Genomic DNA, 14,633 nt, shown 5'->3' with positions numbered 1-14,633 from the left:
CTCACGGCTTGAACAGCCATGCGCTTATCGTTAAGGTAAGCGCTTTGTTGGATGGCCGGCCTACAACGGCTCCCGCCCGTAGGCCTGATAAGCGCAGCGCCATCAGGCACTTTCAAGTACCAGGACAGAACCATGATCACCATCGCCCTTATTGACGATCACCTTATCGTCCGCTCCGGCTTTGCGCAGCTGCTGGGGCTGGAACCTGATTTACAGGTTGTGGCCGAGTTTGGCTCGGGGCAGGAGGCGCTGGCGGGATTACCGGGGCGCGGCGTGCAGGTCTGCATCTGCGATATTTCCATGCCGGATATCTCCGGGCTGGAGTTATTAAGTCAGCTTCCTAAAGGGATGGCGACGATAATGCTGTCGGTACATGACAGTCCGGCGCTGGTGGAACAGGCGCTGAACGCCGGTGCGCGCGGCTTCCTTTCCAAGCGCTGTAGCCCTGACGAGCTGATTGCCGCGGTACACACGGTGGCGACGGGCGGCTGTTACCTGACGCCGGATATCGCCGTTAAACTGGCGGCCGGACGGCAGGACCCGCTGACCAGACGTGAACGCCAGGTGGCGGAAAAGCTGGCGCAGGGAATGGCGGTGAAAGAGATCGCCGCCGAGCTGGGGCTGTCGCCAAAAACGGTACACGTACATCGCGCCAATCTTCTGGAAAAGCTGGGCGTCAGCAACGACGTTGAACTGGCGCGCCGCATGTTTGATGGCTGGTGATGAAAACCATCCTTTCCCGGTTAATTACCGTTATTGCCTGCTTTTTTATCTTCTCCGCCGCGTGGTTTTGCCTGTGGAGCATCAGCCTGCACCTGGTTGAGCGCCCGGAGCTGGCGGTACTGCTGTTCCCGTTCGGTTTACGCCTGGGGCTGATGTTGCAGTGTCCGCGCAGCTACTGGCCGGTATTGCTGGGCGCGGAATGGCTGCTGGTCTGGTGGCTGGCGCAGGAAGTGGCGCTGGCGCATCTACCGCTTTTGATGATCGGAAGCCTGTTGACGCTGCTGCCTGTGGCATTAATCTCCCGCTATCGCCATCAGCGCGACTGGCGCACCCTGCTGTTACAGGGCGCGGCCTTGACGGCGGCGGCATTGTTACAGTCTCTGCCCTGGTTAGGCCAGGGGGAAGAGACGTTAAACGCGCTGCTGCTGACGCTTACCGGCGGGTTGACGCTGGCGCCCATCTGCCTGGTGTTCTGGCATTACCTGACCAGCACCACCTGGTTACCGCTCGGCCCGGCGCTGGTCTCGCAGCCGGTGAACTGGCGCGGGCGGCATCTGGTCTGGTATCTGCTGCTGTTCACCGTCAGCCTGTGGCTACAGCTGGGTCTACCGGCTGAGCTGTCACGCTTTACGCCGTTCTGCCTTGCGCTGCCGATTATTGCGCTCGCCTGGCATTATGGCTGGCAAGGGGCGCTGATCGCGACGTTGATGAACGCCATCGCGCTGATTGCCAGCCAGACCTGGCACGATCATCCCGTTGATTTACTGCTTTCTCTGCTGGCGCAAAGCCTGACCGGGCTGCTGCTTGGCGCGGGGATTCAGCGCCTGCGCGAACTCAACCAGTCGCTGCAAAATGAGCTGGCGCGCAACCATCGTCTGGCGGAACGCCTGCTGGAAACTGAAGAGAGCGTGCGGCGCGATGTGGCGCGGGAACTGCACGACGACATCGGTCAGACCATCACCGCCATTCGCACTCAGGCGGGAATTGTACAGCGACTGGCGGCGGATAATGGCGGCGTAAAACAGAGCGGGGCGCACATTGAGCAACTGTCGCTGGGCGTGTATGACTCGGTGCGTCGCCTGCTGGGGCGCTTGCGTCCACGCCAGTTGGATGATCTGACGCTGGAACAGGCTATCCGTTCGCTGATGCGGGAAATGGAGCTGGAAAGTCGCGGCATTATCAGCCATCTCGACTGGCGAATAGATGAGTCTGCGCTCAGCGAAAGCCAGCGGGTAACGCTGTTTCGCGTTTGTCAGGAAGGGCTGAACAACATTGTGAAACACGCTAATGCTAGCGCGGTTACGCTACAGGGCTGGCAGCAGGATGAGCGGCTGATGCTGGTGATTGAAGACGATGGCAGCGGCCTGCCGCCGGATTCCGGCCAGCAAGGCTTTGGTCTGACCGGGATGCGCGAGCGCGTGACGGCGCTTGGCGGCGTGCTGGCCATCTCCTGTACGCACGGCACGCGCGTTAGCGTGTCGTTGCCTCTGCGTTACGTTTAAGGAGCGGCGATGCTGACGTTTCTGAAAGCTCCGGCAAATGCGCCGTTGATAACCGATAAACACGAAGTCGATGCGCGTTACCGCTACTGGCGGCGACAGATCTTACTTACCATCTGGCTTGGCTACGCGCTGTTCTATTTCACCCGTAAAAGTTTTAATGCCGCCGTGCCGGAGATCCTCATCAGCGGCGTGCTGACCCGCAGTGATATCGGCCTGCTGGCGACGCTGTTTTACATCACTTATGGCCTGTCGAAGTTTGTCTCCGGCATCGTCAGCGACCGTTCCAACGCCCGTTATTTTATGGGCATTGGGCTGATCGCCACCGGCGTGGTGAATATCCTGTTCGGTTTCTCCACGTCGCTGTGGGCCTTTGCATTACTGTGGGCGTTGAATGCCTTCTTCCAGGGCTGGGGAGCGCCGGTGTGCGCCCGTCTGCTGACGTCCTGGTACTCGCGTAATGAGCGTGGCGGGTGGTGGGCCATCTGGAATACCGCGCATAACGTCGGTGGGGCGCTGATTCCGATCGTCATGGCTGCTGCCGCTCTGCATTACGGCTGGCGCGCCGGGATGATGATTGCCGGAACGCTGGCGATTATCGTCGGCATTTTTCTCTGCTGGCGGCTGCGCGACAGGCCACAGGCTATCGGTTTGCCAGCGGTCGGGGACTGGCGGCATGATGAGCTGGAAATCGCTCAGCAGCAGGAGGGCGCGGGGTTGACCCGCAAAGAGATCCTGACCAAATACGTGCTGTTGAATCCCTATATCTGGCTGCTCTCGCTGTGCTATGTGTTGGTGTACGTGGTACGCGCGGCGATCAACGACTGGGGCAACCTGTATATGTCGGAGACGCTGGGTGTCGATCTGGTCACCGCCAACACGGCGGTCACGATGTTCGAGCTGGGCGGGTTTATCGGCGCGCTGGTGGCGGGCTGGGGCTCAGATAAACTGTTCAACGGCAACCGTGGGCCAATGAACCTGATTTTCGCTGCCGGAATACTGCTCTCTGTCGGTTCGTTATGGCTGATGCCGTTCGCCAGTTACGTGATGCAGGCGGCGTGCTTCTTCACCACCGGCTTTTTTGTCTTTGGCCCACAGATGCTGATCGGCATGGCGGCTGCGGAATGTTCGCACAAAGAGGCGGCGGGGGCGGCAACCGGTTTTGTCGGTCTGTTTGCCTATCTTGGCGCATCGCTCTCCGGCTGGCCGCTGGCGCAGGTGATGGAAACCTGGCACTGGACCGGGTTCTTTGTGGTGATTGCCATTGCGGCGGGCATTTCCGCCTTGCTGCTGCTGCCGTTTTTGAACGCGCAGGCGCCGCGCGAGGCCAGCATTACGTGACGGACTTCACCTTTTTACCCCGAGTGGGGCAAAACTAAGAAATTTTCCCGGTTTCGCCTGGACGCTGTCTCAGGCTGGTTGGGCGACTGATTTTTACAATGCCTGCAATAAAGCAGGCTTAAAAAATCAGGAGATACCCGTCCCATGCTGAACTTCTTAAACCAGGTGCGTAAGCCGACCCTGGATCTGCCGCTCGATGTACGGCGCAAAATGTGGTTCAAACCGTTCATGCAGTCCTATCTGGTGGTCTTTATCGGCTACCTGACCATGTACCTGATCCGCAAAAACTTCAACATCGCCCAGAACGACATGATCTCCACCTACGGGCTGAGCATGACGCAACTGGGGATGATTGGTCTGGGCTTCTCGATCACCTATGGCGTAGGCAAAACGCTGGTTTCCTACTATGCCGACGGCAAAAACACCAAGCAGTTCCTGCCGTTTATGCTGATTCTTTCCGCTATCTGTATGCTGGGCTTCAGCGCCAGCATGGGGAGTGGTTCCGTTAGCCTGTTCCTGATGATCGCCTTCTACGCGCTGAGCGGTTTCTTCCAGAGTACCGGCGGGTCGTGCAGTTACTCCACCATCACCAAATGGACGCCCCGTCGTAAGCGCGGCACCTTCCTCGGCTTCTGGAATATCTCCCACAACCTCGGCGGCGCTGGCGCGGCAGGCGTGGCGCTGTTCGGCGCGAACTACCTGTTCGACGGCCATGTGATCGGCATGTTTATCTTCCCGTCGATCATCGCGCTGATTGTGGGCTTCATCGGCCTGCGCTTTGGCAGCGACTCCCCGGAATCTTATGGTCTTGGTAAGGCGGAAGAGTTGTTCGGCGAAGAGATCAGCGAAGAGGACAAAGAGACCGAAGAAAATGAGATGACCAAGTGGCAGATCTTTGTGGAATACGTCCTGAAAAACAAAGTGATCTGGCTGCTGTGCTTCTCCAACATCTTCCTGTACGTGGTGCGTATTGGTATCGACCAGTGGTCTACCGTTTACGCATTCCAGGAACTGAAACTTTCTAAAGAAGTGGCGATTCAGGGCTTTACCCTGTTTGAAGTGGGCGCGCTGGTCGGCACGCTGCTGTGGGGCTGGCTGTCGGATCTGGCGAACGGTCGTCGTGCGCTGGTGGCCTGCGTTGCGCTGGCGCTGATTATCGCCACCCTCGGCGTTTACCAGCATGCCAGCAACCAGTACGTCTACCTGGCGTCCCTGTTCGCGCTCGGTTTCCTGGTGTTTGGCCCGCAGTTGCTGATCGGCGTAGCGGCAGTCGGCTTCGTCCCGAAAAAAGCGATCGGCGCGGCGGACGGCATTAAAGGCACCTTCGCTTACCTGATCGGCGACAGCTTCGCCAAGCTGGGGCTGGGGATGATTGCCGACGGTACGCCAGTCTTTGGTCTGACCGGCTGGGCGGGCACCTTCGCCGCGCTGGATGCCGCTGCCATTAGCTGCATCTGCCTGATGGCGATGGTCGCGGTGCTGGAAGAACGTAAAATTCGCCGTGAGAAAAAAATACAGCAACTGAAAGTCGCTTAAGTGTGTATTGGTAACGTTTTGCCCGGCCTGGCGCCGGGCTTTTTTATTGCTGCTTACAGGCGTTCCACGCCTCGATAAAGGCCTGGGCATTTTTTGCCGTCTGGTTTACGGTTTGTCCGGCGCGGTACAGATCGCTGCCTAATCCTGCGCCAATGCATCCTGCATTCAGATAGTCAGCCAGATTGTCGGGACGGATGCCACCGACGGCATAGAGTGGAATATGCGTCGGTAGAACGGCTTTTAATGCGCGGATGTATCCTGGCCCCAGTTCGCCTGCCGGGAAAATTTTTAATGCGCTGGCGCCGTGATGGATCGCGACAAACGCTTCGCTGGCGGTATGACAGCCGATACAGGTCGTCATTCCGGCATCTCGTGCCGCGTCAATAACTGACGGGTCGGTATTCGGCGTCAAAATAAACGAGCACTTGAATGCGGATAACAGGTTAACTTCGCTAACGGCGGTCACGGTTCCTGCGCCGATATGTATCGTCTGACCATAGTGTGCAACGGCTATGGCGATACTGGTTTGCCAGTCGGGGGAATTCAGCGGAATTTCTACGGTGGTAAAACCTGCTGTTGCGAGTACATCAATATGCGCCAGAACTTCATCGGGCGTTATACCTCGTAGTATTGCGACCAAAGGATTACGGATGTTCATGTAAAACACTCCTGATGCCGTTAATGAATGCTGTTTCACCGTTGAGGAGGCGACAGCGCTGGCCAAAAAGCTGGAATACGGTCTGGTAGCGGACGAGCAGCTCGTCGCTGCCGACCAGTACAATTTCTTCGTGTGCAGGGATTGCGTAATGTTGCAGCATTTGTGCGATTTCATGGCCGATCAGCAGACCGGATAAGGCATCAAAAAGCGCGTCCTGAGGAAGGATATGACTTAGTGTTCGTGCTCTGAGATCAAAGACGCCGCGAGAAAGGCAGTTTTCATGTTGACCACGTTTTGCGCCCGCTAAAAAAGCATCGACATTGTGCTGTTGTACCGTTGCGTGTTTTCCCACGATGGAGTGTCGGGTCAGCAGGTGGAAAAATTCGCCGGTCATGATGGTTTGAAAATCACGGACCGTATCGTTCTCCATGCGTACCCATTTACTGTGGGTGCCAGGGAAGGCATACCAGCTATTTTCTGATAACGCGCCAAGAAGCTGTGTTTCTTCACCGCGCATCACGTTACAGGTTTCAGATCCCGCTAACTGCAAACCAGGAATGATGAATACAGGGAGATGGCCCGCGTCATGAACTTGAGTGAGATGCTGCGACAGTGTTTGCAGGGAGACCGGACAGAGTAAATAGTGACTGTCTACCCAGCCAATATTGCTGCCAATCATGCCGCTCATGATAACCGTCGTATTATCTGCCAGAGTGTGTGGGCACTGTTCGAGCAATGTCAGCCAAATATCTTTGAACTGCCCTGCATGGTGATTGATCACCCCATCATGACTGGCGTGACGCCAGACACAGCTCCCCTTCTGGTAAACCCACAGGCGTAGGTTGCTGGAGCCCCAGTCGACGGCAATAAAGTTCTCTGAATTGAACATACTTCGTTCCTGATGCCATAAAAAATGGCCCGCGAGCGGGCCGGAGACGGGTAATTACTTTTCAGCAATATCCATTTTTTTATCGAAGTTAATGAGCAGCGAGCAGATGAGGTAACCCACTGCGGCCAGCGCAAAGAACATCATCGCGGCATAGTAATTACCGGTAGATTGCACCAGGAAGCCGATAAAAATAGGCAAAATGGCAGCGAACAGGTTACTGGTAAAGTTCATGGTGCCACAGATAGTCCCTGCTACCGATTGTGCTCCCAGCAGACCCGGTATTGACCAGTAGACACTGGCCCAACGTAACGGGAAGAGCGCGATTGTCAGCAACGTAATCGCAATGGCTGGTGTTGAACTTTGGGCGCACAGAAAAATCCCTACCCCTGCGGTAGTGGCGGAAATTGCCAACATGGTATGCATAACGCGGCTGGTTTTTGCGCCTTTACTGCGCCATTTATCCATGATGTAACCGCCTGTGAGCTGACCAATAAAGCACAGCAGGAAGATCAGCGCCATCGCGCCACCCATCGACTTAATATCAAAGCCATAAGTGGCCTGGAAATAGAGTGGCAGCCAGGTCATCAGGCCATAGAACACAAAGCTGTAGCATACCCATCCGCCGATCAACGCAAGCACATTGCGCTGCTTGAGGTAAGGTTTGATATCAGCGAGACGGTATTTTTTACTGTTGGTGGCTGGGCCGTTTGCCGCGGTGATATGGTCCAGTTCCGCCTGGTTAATACGTGGGTGTTCTGACGGATAAGTACGGATATACCACCATGCCAGTAAACCGACGAGCATCGTGCCAACCCCCGCGACAACAAATGCCATACGCCACGAGTCGAAAAAGGCAATCAACCCGGCGATGATGACCGCACCCAGCGCGGTTCCTAATGGCGCGCCGCCATCGAGCAACATTGAGCCGCGCCCACGCTCAGTTGGCGTTAACCATGTCCCCATTAATTTTGCGCCTGCGGGCATGATAGGGGATTCTGTGACGCCCAGACCAAGACGGGAAAGCGAAAGCGTGAAAATGGAGTGACATAAGGCGGCAACGGCCTGGAATGCTCCCCATAAGATGGTAGCCAGTGCGATAATATTTCTGGCTTTGAACTTATCTGCAATCACGCCGCTGGGAATTTGCATCAGTGCATAAGCCCAGAAGAAAGCGCTATGGATAACACCGACAACCCGGGTATCAGTAATGCCAAATTCATCGGTAATATAGGGCATGGCAATAGAAAGCGATGTGCGATCAATATAATTAATCGCACCCAACAAAAGCATAATAATAAATATTCGCCATCTTACTGTTGTAGCCTTTAATTTTTCTTCTTCAGTATTTACGTTAACAATAGACATAGGAACTCCTTGCCATGCTCATAGTGAGCATGGCGGTACGAGGTATTGTTATATTGTGGAGCGTTACATTATGGAGCCAATTGTCCAGGGGACAAATTCCTGACTACCATAGCCAAATTCTTCACTTTTTGTTTTTTTGCCGGATGCCATATCAAGGATCATTTGATAAATACGTTCACCGACTTCTGCGATCGTCTCTTCACCTTCGACAATGGTGCCGCAGTTAATGTCCATATCTTCCTGTTGGCGCAGCCAGAGCGCGTTGTTGGTAGCCAGTTTCAGGCTGGGCGTTGGTTTGGATCCAAATGCCGAACCCCGGCCAGTGGTGAAGCAAAGCAGATTCGCGCCGCCTGCGATTTGCCCGGTAACGGCAATAGGGTCATAGCCGGGGGTATCCATAAAGACGAACCCTTTTGCTGTAACTGGTTCTGCGTATTCATAAACCTCTGTCAGATTAGTGGTTCCGGCTTTGGCAATACCGCCGAGGGATTTCTCCAGAATCGTGGTAAGTCCGCCAACCTTATTACCTGCTGAAGGGTTGTTATTCATTTCGCTTCCGCTGCGACGACAGTAGTCTTCCCACCAGTGAATCCGCGCAATCAGTTTTTCGCCAACCTCGCGCGAGACAGCGCGGCGGGTCAATAAATGTTCTGCGCCATAAATTTCTGATGTTTCAGACAGAATGGCCGTGCCACCCTGCTGTACCAGCTTATCCACCGCATAGCCGAGCGCTGGATTGGCGGAAATACCGGAATAGCTGTCAGAGCCACCGCATTCCAGCGCCAGAATAATTTCCGAGGCGGGAATGGGTTCGCGGATGACCCGGTTCGCGAGGGGAAGCATTTGATTTACCAGATCAATCCCTTTCTGAATGGCATGCCGTGTTCCGCCAACGTCCTGGATAGTATAGCTGTGCATCATTGGACCATCTTCCAACCCATGGGCATTCATCATGTCTTTGATTTGGCTGGACTCACAACCCAGCCCAATAATAATGACGCCAGCAAAGTTGGCGTGTGTGGCGTAACCTGCCATCGTGCGCCGCATGACCGCCATGGACTCACTTTTAGAGCCAATCGCGCAACCAAAACTTTGTGGAAGCGACACCACGCCATCGACATTTGGGTAATCGGCCAGACCGTGTAGACGAAAATGATCCTCAATCGCTCTGACGACCGTCGCGCTACAGTTAACCGAACTTAAAATGCCAATATAGTTACGCGTGGCGGCACGCCCGTCAGCGCGACGAATTCCCTGAAATATATCCTGATGTTCGGCGGGTGTGGGGGAATGCCGATCCACGCCCCAGGCGTAATCACGCTCAAAATCGCCCATGCCCAGGTTGTGCATATGTATATGCTCGCCGGCTTGAATAGGTTGGGTAGCGAAACCGATAATCTGCCCATACCGTTTCACTGCCTCCCCGATGTTTAGTGAGCGTAGGGCAATTTTATGTCCTGCGGGAATGTCGCTGATAACTGTAATTTGTTCTTCTTCAAGCCAGGTGCCAGCGGGAACACACTGTCTTGCGATAACCACATCATCTTTTGGATTGAGTTTTAGTACAGGGTTGATGTTCATTATCATTGCTCTCATGCTGATTTACAGAGTAATACGGGCCAGAATATTTCGAACAAGGGCTGTTTTTTCCTCATTGAGTGGTAAGGCTGGTGGAACTACGGCAGTTGAAATATCCACTCCAGTTAATTTGATAGCTGTCTTGATAACGCCAAAAAAAGGCTGTTCTAATGCATACAGAGGAGAAAGCGTTGCCAGTTGCTGCTGTAGTGCTTTAGCCGTAGTGAGGTCTTCACGAATAAATGCCTGATATATGCCTCTGGTAATGTGTGGGGCAAAGTTAAATGTTGCAGGGATTCCACCGTGACCGCCCAACAATAGCGTATCAAGCAAATATTCGTCATAACCGCTAAAGACAATAAACTCCGGGCGGAATGGGTGGACGCGATTAATAATTTCCCGGGTGTGGCTGATGTTATCAATGGTGTCTTTAATTCCTACAATATTAGGCACTTCACGGGCGAGTCGGGTGATCACGTCCAGACCGATATCCTGGCCAGTTAACTCAGGGAAGTTATACAAAAAGACAGGTATACTGAGTGCTTCGGCAATGCGTTTGTAATGCGTAAAACGCGCGTCATCACTGAGTTTCGCATAGTAAGGATTCACCACCAGTACGCCCGTAGCGCCTGCGTTTTGTGCGTGTTCACCTAACTGGATGGTTTCTGCGGTGCTGGCGCAGGCAATACCAATTAACACCGGTACTCTTCCTGCAACATATTGCAGACTGAATTCGGCGATCTGTTTTCTCTGCTCAGTGGAAAAATGTGAAAACTCACCGCCGCTGCCCAGAATCAGCATTCCGTCAGCCCTGTTGTTAATGACATGGTCAATCATGGTGGCCATTCCGGCGCGATCTAATTCGCCATGATTGTCAACAATGGTTGGGACTGGCGGAAAGATACCTTTAAATACGTTCGACATTGCTACCTCTTGTTCAGTATATGGAACTAATGTTCTGTATATTGAAATTAGTACAGCAAATATCCAAATCATTCGTCAATGATTTTTGCAGAACAAATGAACAATTGTGATAGCGATCTGATTTAGGCGGTTAACATTTCAGGAATTGCCTGTGCTTCCTCTATGCGCAAAAAAGCCGCATTCCTGAGGAAAGTGATTGCGGTATACTGAGAGGAGTCTATGAATAGAAAAGATTAATTTCGTATGAGCCAGGATATTACGACCTCTGTTCCCGCACTGGATAAGACGGTAAAAATCTGTAATTACCTCTTCAATACACCAGGGGCGACGTTCAGCCAGATCCAACAAGATTTAGCATTACCTAAAAGCAGCACGTCATCATTGTTAAACGCATTGGTCGAACATCACCTTTTGCGTCTGGAAAAGGGGCGCTTTTTCCTGGGCCTGAAATTGTACGAATGGGGTAATCGTTCGCTGGAGCAATTTGATATCCGCAACGTTGCTCTGCCTGTTCTGGAGAAATTGCGTGAGCAAACTGATCTGACCTGCCATCTGGGTATCCTGGATGAAGTCGCGCCCATTTACCTGATGAAGCTTGAGAACACTCAGCCAATCGGTATTCGTACCTGGGTCGGTAAAAAGCTGCCGATGCACAGTTCCGGCGTGGGGAAAGCGCTTTGTGCCTGGTTACCGCAGGACAAAATGGACGAACTTTTGCCGGATGAGCAGTTACCGCAATACACTGAGACCACCATCACCAGTAAGAAAGCCTTGCTAAAGGAGTTTGCCAGAATCCGTGAGCAAGGATGGGTCTTTGATAACGCGGAAGATTCCCCAGGTATTTATTGTATCGCTGCGCCGGTGTTTAATCGTAATCATGAGGTGATTGCTGCGATCAGTATCAGCGGTGTTGAATTGCAAATGCCAAAAGAGTGCATTCCACAATATTCTCAGTGGGTTCGTGAAGCCTGTCAGGCGCTTTCTGCAAAGTTGGTTTAACAGGGCAGGTTATGATTTGGATTATGCTGGCCACGCTGGTCGTGGTGTTTATTGTTGGCTTCAGGGTGCTCACCTCGGGGGCCCGGCGTGCGATTCGTCGGTTAAGCGAGCGTCTGGGCATCAGCGTGGTGCCGGTGGAATCAATGATCGACCAGATGGGTAAAGCGCCTGGAGAGGCGTTTTTACAGTACCTGCATCGTCCTGATGAATCACATCTGCAAAATGCCGCCCAGATATTGCTGATCTGGCAGATCGTGATTGTGGATGGCAGCGATCAGAACCTGCAACAGTGGTATCGTCAGCTGCAAAAAACGCGTCTGGCCGCGCCAATTACTGACGCGCAGGTACGCCTGGCGCTGGGGTTTCTGCGCGAAATAGAACCGGATATGCAAGAGATTAACGCCTTCCAGATACGCTACAACGCCCTTTTTCAACCTGAAGATGGCGTGCACTGGTTGCATTGAGAACGGTATGTGCCATTTTGCATATAACGAATGGTGTTAATTGCTTATCAGCGAGACTCATCAGGCCAGCACTTTTAGTCCGTGCTTTTGCACAATGGTAAGAAGCTTCAATGCTATACCGCCGGGGCGCTTTGCGCCGCTCTCCCATTTTTGCACTGTAGAAACGCTGGTATTCAGATAGCGCGCGAAAACGGGCTGGCTGACGTTCAGCTTCTCGCGTAGTGCTTTGATTTCAAGCGGCTGAAGATCCTCCACGCTACTGAGGCATGCTTTGTCAAAGTTGCGCATCGTTTCCTGGGGAATGGCATCAACGCTGAATAATCCAGAAGCTGCGCTGTGAATAGCTTCAAAAGCAGGGCTTTTGAATTTATTTTTTGCAGTCATGGCAAATCTCCACCAATTCTTTACTTTTAATCAATGCCGTCATTTTATCTTCAGCGAGACCAGCATAATGCTTTGCTAACTCGCGGAACCCGGCTAATTCACCGTTGTCGATGTTTGCCATATCCTGTTTGGCATATAAAAATGTATAAAACCAATGTATACCGCCTTTTGCGAGGATGATCGCGCGATCGCGATTCTGATTGAGGCGTTTTTTGTAAACCCCACCACCGAGATCCTCCACTTTTCCCTGCATTGCTGCTGCAATAACCTTACATAACTCTTCGTCTTTGATTGCATGGGACTTTGCTTCCCTGACAAACCATTTGGTTTTAAATACACGCATCGGGTTGACATCCTGTAACCGTAAGTATAGCACTTAGTGCTATACTATGTCCTTTTCTTCCCACTGTGAATGCGAAGGCGCGCGAATATCATGGCGCATTTTTCATCATGCGATCGGGTAAGCATATTTCCCTGCAACAAAGGAAAGTTGCTAAAACGTTAAATACGTCACACTTTAGATGTTACACTGCACGGCTTTTCTGGCAGAGAAAGACGCAGGTAACGAAATGAGTGCAAGAATCGAAGAACAATCCCATGCTGAGACGATTATCCGGCCAAACTGGTCGGCTGTTTTCGCTGTGGCGTTCTGTGTTGCCTGCCTGATCACCGTTGAGTTTTTGCCCGTCAGCCTGCTGACGCCGATGGCGCAGGACCTCGGAATCTCTGAAGGCGTCGCCGGGCAGTCGGTAACGGTAACGGCGTTTGTCGCCATGTTTGCCAGCCTGTTTATCACCCAAATTATTCAGGCGACCGATCGTCGCTATGTGGTGATCCTGTTTGCCGTTTTATTAACGCTTTCCTGTCTGCTGGTCTCGTTTGCAACTTCCTTCACGCTGCTGTTGGCCGGGCGTGCCTGCCTGGGGCTGGCGTTGGGGGGATTCTGGGCGATGTCGGCTTCGTTGACGATGCGTCTGGTGCCGCCGCGTACCGTGCCTAAAGCGTTGTCGGTTATTTTTGGCGCGGTCTCCATCGCGCTGGTGATCGCCGCGCCGCTGGGCAGTTTTTTAGGTGGGATTATTGGCTGGCGTCATGTTTTTAACGCGGCGGCGGTGATGGGCGTACTGTGTGTTATTTGGGTAGTGAAATCGTTACCTTCGCTGCCTGGCGAACCGTCTCACCAAAAGCAAAATATCTTCAGTCTGTTGCAACGTCCCGGCGTAATGGCGGGGATGATCGCCATCTTTATGTCCTTTGCCGGACAGTTCGCGTTCTTTACCTACATCCGCCCGGTGTATATGAATCTGGCGGGCTTTGATGTCGATGGCCTGACGCTGGTGCTGCTGAGCTTTGGCATCGCCAGTTTTGTGGGAACGTCGCTCTCCTCTTTTATTCTTAAACGCTCGGTCAAACTGGCGCTGGCAGGCGCGCCGTTGGTTCTGGCCGTCAGCGCGCTGGTGCTGACGTTGTGGGGAAGCGAAAAAGTGGTGGCGGCAGGGATCGCGATTGTCTGGGGGCTGTCGTTTGCGCTGGTGCCGGTAGGGTGGTCAACGTGGATCACCCGTACGCTTGCCGATCAGGCGGAAAAAGCCGGGTCCGTTCAGGTTGCAGTGATCCAGCTTGCCAATACCTGCGGTGCGGCTGTTGGCGGCTATGCGCTTGATAACCTTGGTCTGCTGTCGCCGCTGGCGCTCTCCGGCAGCCTGATGTTGCTGACGGCGCTGCTGGTGACGGTAAAAGTTCGCATACAAACGACGCGATAATACATCAAAAGGGGTGACGATTCGGTCACCCATGATGTTTTACATATCCGGGCATTCGACTTTGCCGAGCGCTTCCCAGTAGTTATTCTGGTTGTTCCTTTCTATCGCCACAATGGCCTCGCGGATGTGCTGTTGATTACTCTCATTCGACATGATCATCTTTTCCCATGCCTCATCCGACAGCGATGCCTGCGGCGTACACATTTTGCGTAGCTCTTTCAGGACGGTGCTTTTTTCGTTAGCGGTCTGAAGCGAGCTATAAGGCGAGTTAGCCAACGCAATGCCTGGCAGCGCGAGAAGGGCGGTAAAGAGCAGCAGAGCGGTTTGTTTCATCGTCATCATCCAGTATTCAAAGTTTAAGCATAAGTATAGACAGAACACGACTCTCTCAGCGGTCCGCATTACTTCGAAAAACCGTCTCGTCTGTAAGTTGTAGGCGGATTCTCCCCGCTCTCTCACTTTCTTGCGCAGCAGAATAGTGTATGTTCTGAACAATCATTTATTTCTTAA

At 53.2% G+C, this 14,633-nt stretch carries 15 protein-coding genes; 7 read left to right on the top strand and 8 right to left on the bottom strand.

Annotated features, from left to right (window positions below):
• Positions 1 to 132 precede the first annotated feature (132 nt).
• The 4 genes from uhpA to uhpT all read left to right on the top strand — a co-directional run bounded on the left by uhpA (position 133) and on the right by uhpT (position 5,099).
• Positions 133 to 723: a response regulator transcription factor UhpA gene (gene uhpA, locus OGV83_RS09615; RefSeq protein WP_024130070.1), complete on the top strand. Its 591-nt coding sequence runs from the start codon at positions 133 to 135 to the stop codon at positions 721 to 723.
• Positions 723 to 2,225, top strand: a complete 1,503-nt coding sequence (gene uhpB, locus OGV83_RS09610; protein ID WP_248623112.1) for a signal transduction histidine-protein kinase/phosphatase UhpB — start codon at positions 723 to 725, stop codon at positions 2,223 to 2,225. Before uhpA ends, uhpB begins: the two co-directional genes overlap by 1 nt.
• Before the next feature lie 9 nt (positions 2,226 to 2,234).
• Positions 2,235 to 3,563: an MFS transporter gene (locus tag OGV83_RS09605; RefSeq protein ID WP_230009549.1), complete on the top strand. Its 1,329-nt coding sequence runs from the start codon at positions 2,235 to 2,237 to the stop codon at positions 3,561 to 3,563.
• A 144-nt stretch (positions 3,564 to 3,707) separates the two neighbouring features.
• Positions 3,708 to 5,099 carry a hexose-6-phosphate:phosphate antiporter UhpT gene (gene uhpT / locus OGV83_RS09600; protein ID WP_012000765.1) on the top strand — a complete coding sequence of 464 codons (1,392 nt, stop codon included), beginning with the start codon at positions 3,708 to 3,710 and terminating at the stop codon, positions 5,097 to 5,099.
• 43 nt (positions 5,100 to 5,142) lie between these two features.
• On the opposite strand, the gene OGV83_RS09595 is transcribed toward uhpT, so the two are convergent.
• From OGV83_RS09595 to OGV83_RS09575, 5 genes are all read right to left on the bottom strand, one after another.
• The gene (locus tag OGV83_RS09595) at positions 5,143 to 5,757 is read right to left on the bottom strand and encodes a 2-dehydro-3-deoxy-6-phosphogalactonate aldolase (protein WP_012000764.1); all 615 of its coding nucleotides are present in this window, start codon (positions 5,755 to 5,757) and stop codon (positions 5,143 to 5,145) included.
• Complete coding sequence (locus OGV83_RS09590) at positions 5,744 to 6,646, bottom strand: 2-dehydro-3-deoxygalactonokinase (RefSeq protein WP_049008034.1); 903 nt, start codon at positions 6,644 to 6,646, stop codon at positions 5,744 to 5,746. Before OGV83_RS09590 ends, OGV83_RS09595 begins: the two co-directional genes overlap by 14 nt.
• Before the next feature lie 54 nt (positions 6,647 to 6,700).
• A complete protein-coding gene (locus tag OGV83_RS09585; protein ID WP_012000761.1) occupies positions 6,701 to 8,011 on the bottom strand; it encodes an MFS transporter in 1,311 nt (436 codons plus the stop codon).
• Between the two features lie 63 nt (positions 8,012 to 8,074).
• Positions 8,075 to 9,592, bottom strand: coding sequence for a UxaA family hydrolase (locus tag OGV83_RS09580; protein WP_024130069.1), 1,518 nt, complete (start codon positions 9,590 to 9,592; stop codon positions 8,075 to 8,077).
• A gap of 21 nt (positions 9,593 to 9,613) precedes the next feature.
• Positions 9,614 to 10,513 (bottom strand): dihydrodipicolinate synthase family protein, encoded by a 900-nt coding sequence (locus OGV83_RS09575; protein WP_024131072.1) that lies wholly within the window; start codon positions 10,511 to 10,513, stop codon positions 9,614 to 9,616.
• Positions 10,514 to 10,756: 243 nt separating this feature from the next.
• Between OGV83_RS09575 and OGV83_RS09570 the strand changes: the two genes are divergently transcribed.
• Positions 10,757 to 11,512: an IclR family transcriptional regulator gene (locus OGV83_RS09570; RefSeq protein WP_012135815.1), complete on the top strand. Its 756-nt coding sequence runs from the start codon at positions 10,757 to 10,759 to the stop codon at positions 11,510 to 11,512.
• 11 nt (positions 11,513 to 11,523) lie between these two features.
• Entirely contained in the window at positions 11,524 to 11,976 is a 453-nt protein-coding gene (locus tag OGV83_RS09565) for a DUF1198 domain-containing protein (protein WP_012135814.1), read from the top strand.
• Positions 11,977 to 12,036: 60 nt separating this feature from the next.
• Here the strand turns inward: OGV83_RS09565 and OGV83_RS09560 are convergent, their stop codons facing one another.
• On the bottom strand, positions 12,037 to 12,360 hold the full coding sequence (locus OGV83_RS09560) for a helix-turn-helix domain-containing protein (protein ID WP_047460187.1): 324 nt from the start codon (positions 12,358 to 12,360) through the stop codon (positions 12,037 to 12,039).
• Positions 12,344 to 12,703, bottom strand: coding sequence for a type II toxin-antitoxin system RelE/ParE family toxin (locus OGV83_RS09555; protein ID WP_058668302.1), 360 nt, complete (start codon positions 12,701 to 12,703; stop codon positions 12,344 to 12,346). The genes OGV83_RS09560 and OGV83_RS09555 overlap by 17 nt, the downstream gene beginning before the upstream one ends.
• A gap of 226 nt (positions 12,704 to 12,929) precedes the next feature.
• On the opposite strand from OGV83_RS09555, the gene nepI reads away from it, so the two are divergent.
• The gene (nepI, locus tag OGV83_RS09550) at positions 12,930 to 14,123 is read left to right on the top strand and encodes a purine ribonucleoside efflux pump NepI (protein WP_024131071.1); all 1,194 of its coding nucleotides are present in this window, start codon (positions 12,930 to 12,932) and stop codon (positions 14,121 to 14,123) included.
• A 39-nt stretch (positions 14,124 to 14,162) separates the two neighbouring features.
• Here the strand turns inward: nepI and OGV83_RS09545 are convergent, their stop codons facing one another.
• Complete coding sequence (locus OGV83_RS09545; RefSeq protein WP_024131070.1) at positions 14,163 to 14,456, bottom strand: YicS family protein; 294 nt, start codon at positions 14,454 to 14,456, stop codon at positions 14,163 to 14,165.
• Positions 14,457 to 14,633 lie beyond the last annotated feature (177 nt).

The sequence above is a fragment of the Citrobacter sp. CK189 genome, assembly GCF_030333505.1.
Classification (GTDB): Bacteria; Pseudomonadota; Gammaproteobacteria; order Enterobacterales; family Enterobacteriaceae; genus Citrobacter_B; species Citrobacter_B koseri.
The sequence above is the reverse complement of the archived record's forward strand: the minus strand, read 5'-3'. Positions and strand labels throughout refer to the sequence as shown.

Bases quoted from the DNA above. Each gene is read 5' to 3' on its own strand.
- uhpA (WP_024130070.1), top strand. From the start codon at position 133: ATGATCACCATCGCCCTTATTGACGATCACCTTATCGTCCGCTCCGGC.
- uhpB (WP_248623112.1), top strand. From the start codon at position 723: ATGAAAACCATCCTTTCCCGGTTAATTACCGTTATTGCCTGCTTTTTT.
- OGV83_RS09605 (WP_230009549.1), top strand. From the start codon at position 2,235: ATGCTGACGTTTCTGAAAGCTCCGGCAAATGCGCCGTTGATAACCGAT.
- uhpT (WP_012000765.1), top strand. From the start codon at position 3,708: ATGCTGAACTTCTTAAACCAGGTGCGTAAGCCGACCCTGGATCTGCCG.
- OGV83_RS09595 (WP_012000764.1), bottom strand. From the start codon at position 5,757: ATGAACATCCGTAATCCTTTGGTCGCAATACTACGAGGTATAACGCCC.
- OGV83_RS09590 (WP_049008034.1), bottom strand. From the start codon at position 6,646: ATGTTCAATTCAGAGAACTTTATTGCCGTCGACTGGGGCTCCAGCAAC.
- OGV83_RS09585 (WP_012000761.1), bottom strand. From the start codon at position 8,011: ATGTCTATTGTTAACGTAAATACTGAAGAAGAAAAATTAAAGGCTACA.
- OGV83_RS09580 (WP_024130069.1), bottom strand. From the start codon at position 9,592: ATGAACATCAACCCTGTACTAAAACTCAATCCAAAAGATGATGTGGTT.
- OGV83_RS09575 (WP_024131072.1), bottom strand. From the start codon at position 10,513: ATGTCGAACGTATTTAAAGGTATCTTTCCGCCAGTCCCAACCATTGTT.
- OGV83_RS09570 (WP_012135815.1), top strand. From the start codon at position 10,757: ATGAGCCAGGATATTACGACCTCTGTTCCCGCACTGGATAAGACGGTA.
- OGV83_RS09565 (WP_012135814.1), top strand. From the start codon at position 11,524: ATGATTTGGATTATGCTGGCCACGCTGGTCGTGGTGTTTATTGTTGGC.
- OGV83_RS09560 (WP_047460187.1), bottom strand. From the start codon at position 12,360: ATGACTGCAAAAAATAAATTCAAAAGCCCTGCTTTTGAAGCTATTCAC.
- OGV83_RS09555 (WP_058668302.1), bottom strand. From the start codon at position 12,703: ATGCGTGTATTTAAAACCAAATGGTTTGTCAGGGAAGCAAAGTCCCAT.
- nepI (WP_024131071.1), top strand. From the start codon at position 12,930: ATGAGTGCAAGAATCGAAGAACAATCCCATGCTGAGACGATTATCCGG.
- OGV83_RS09545 (WP_024131070.1), bottom strand. From the start codon at position 14,456: ATGAAACAAACCGCTCTGCTGCTCTTTACCGCCCTTCTCGCGCTGCCA.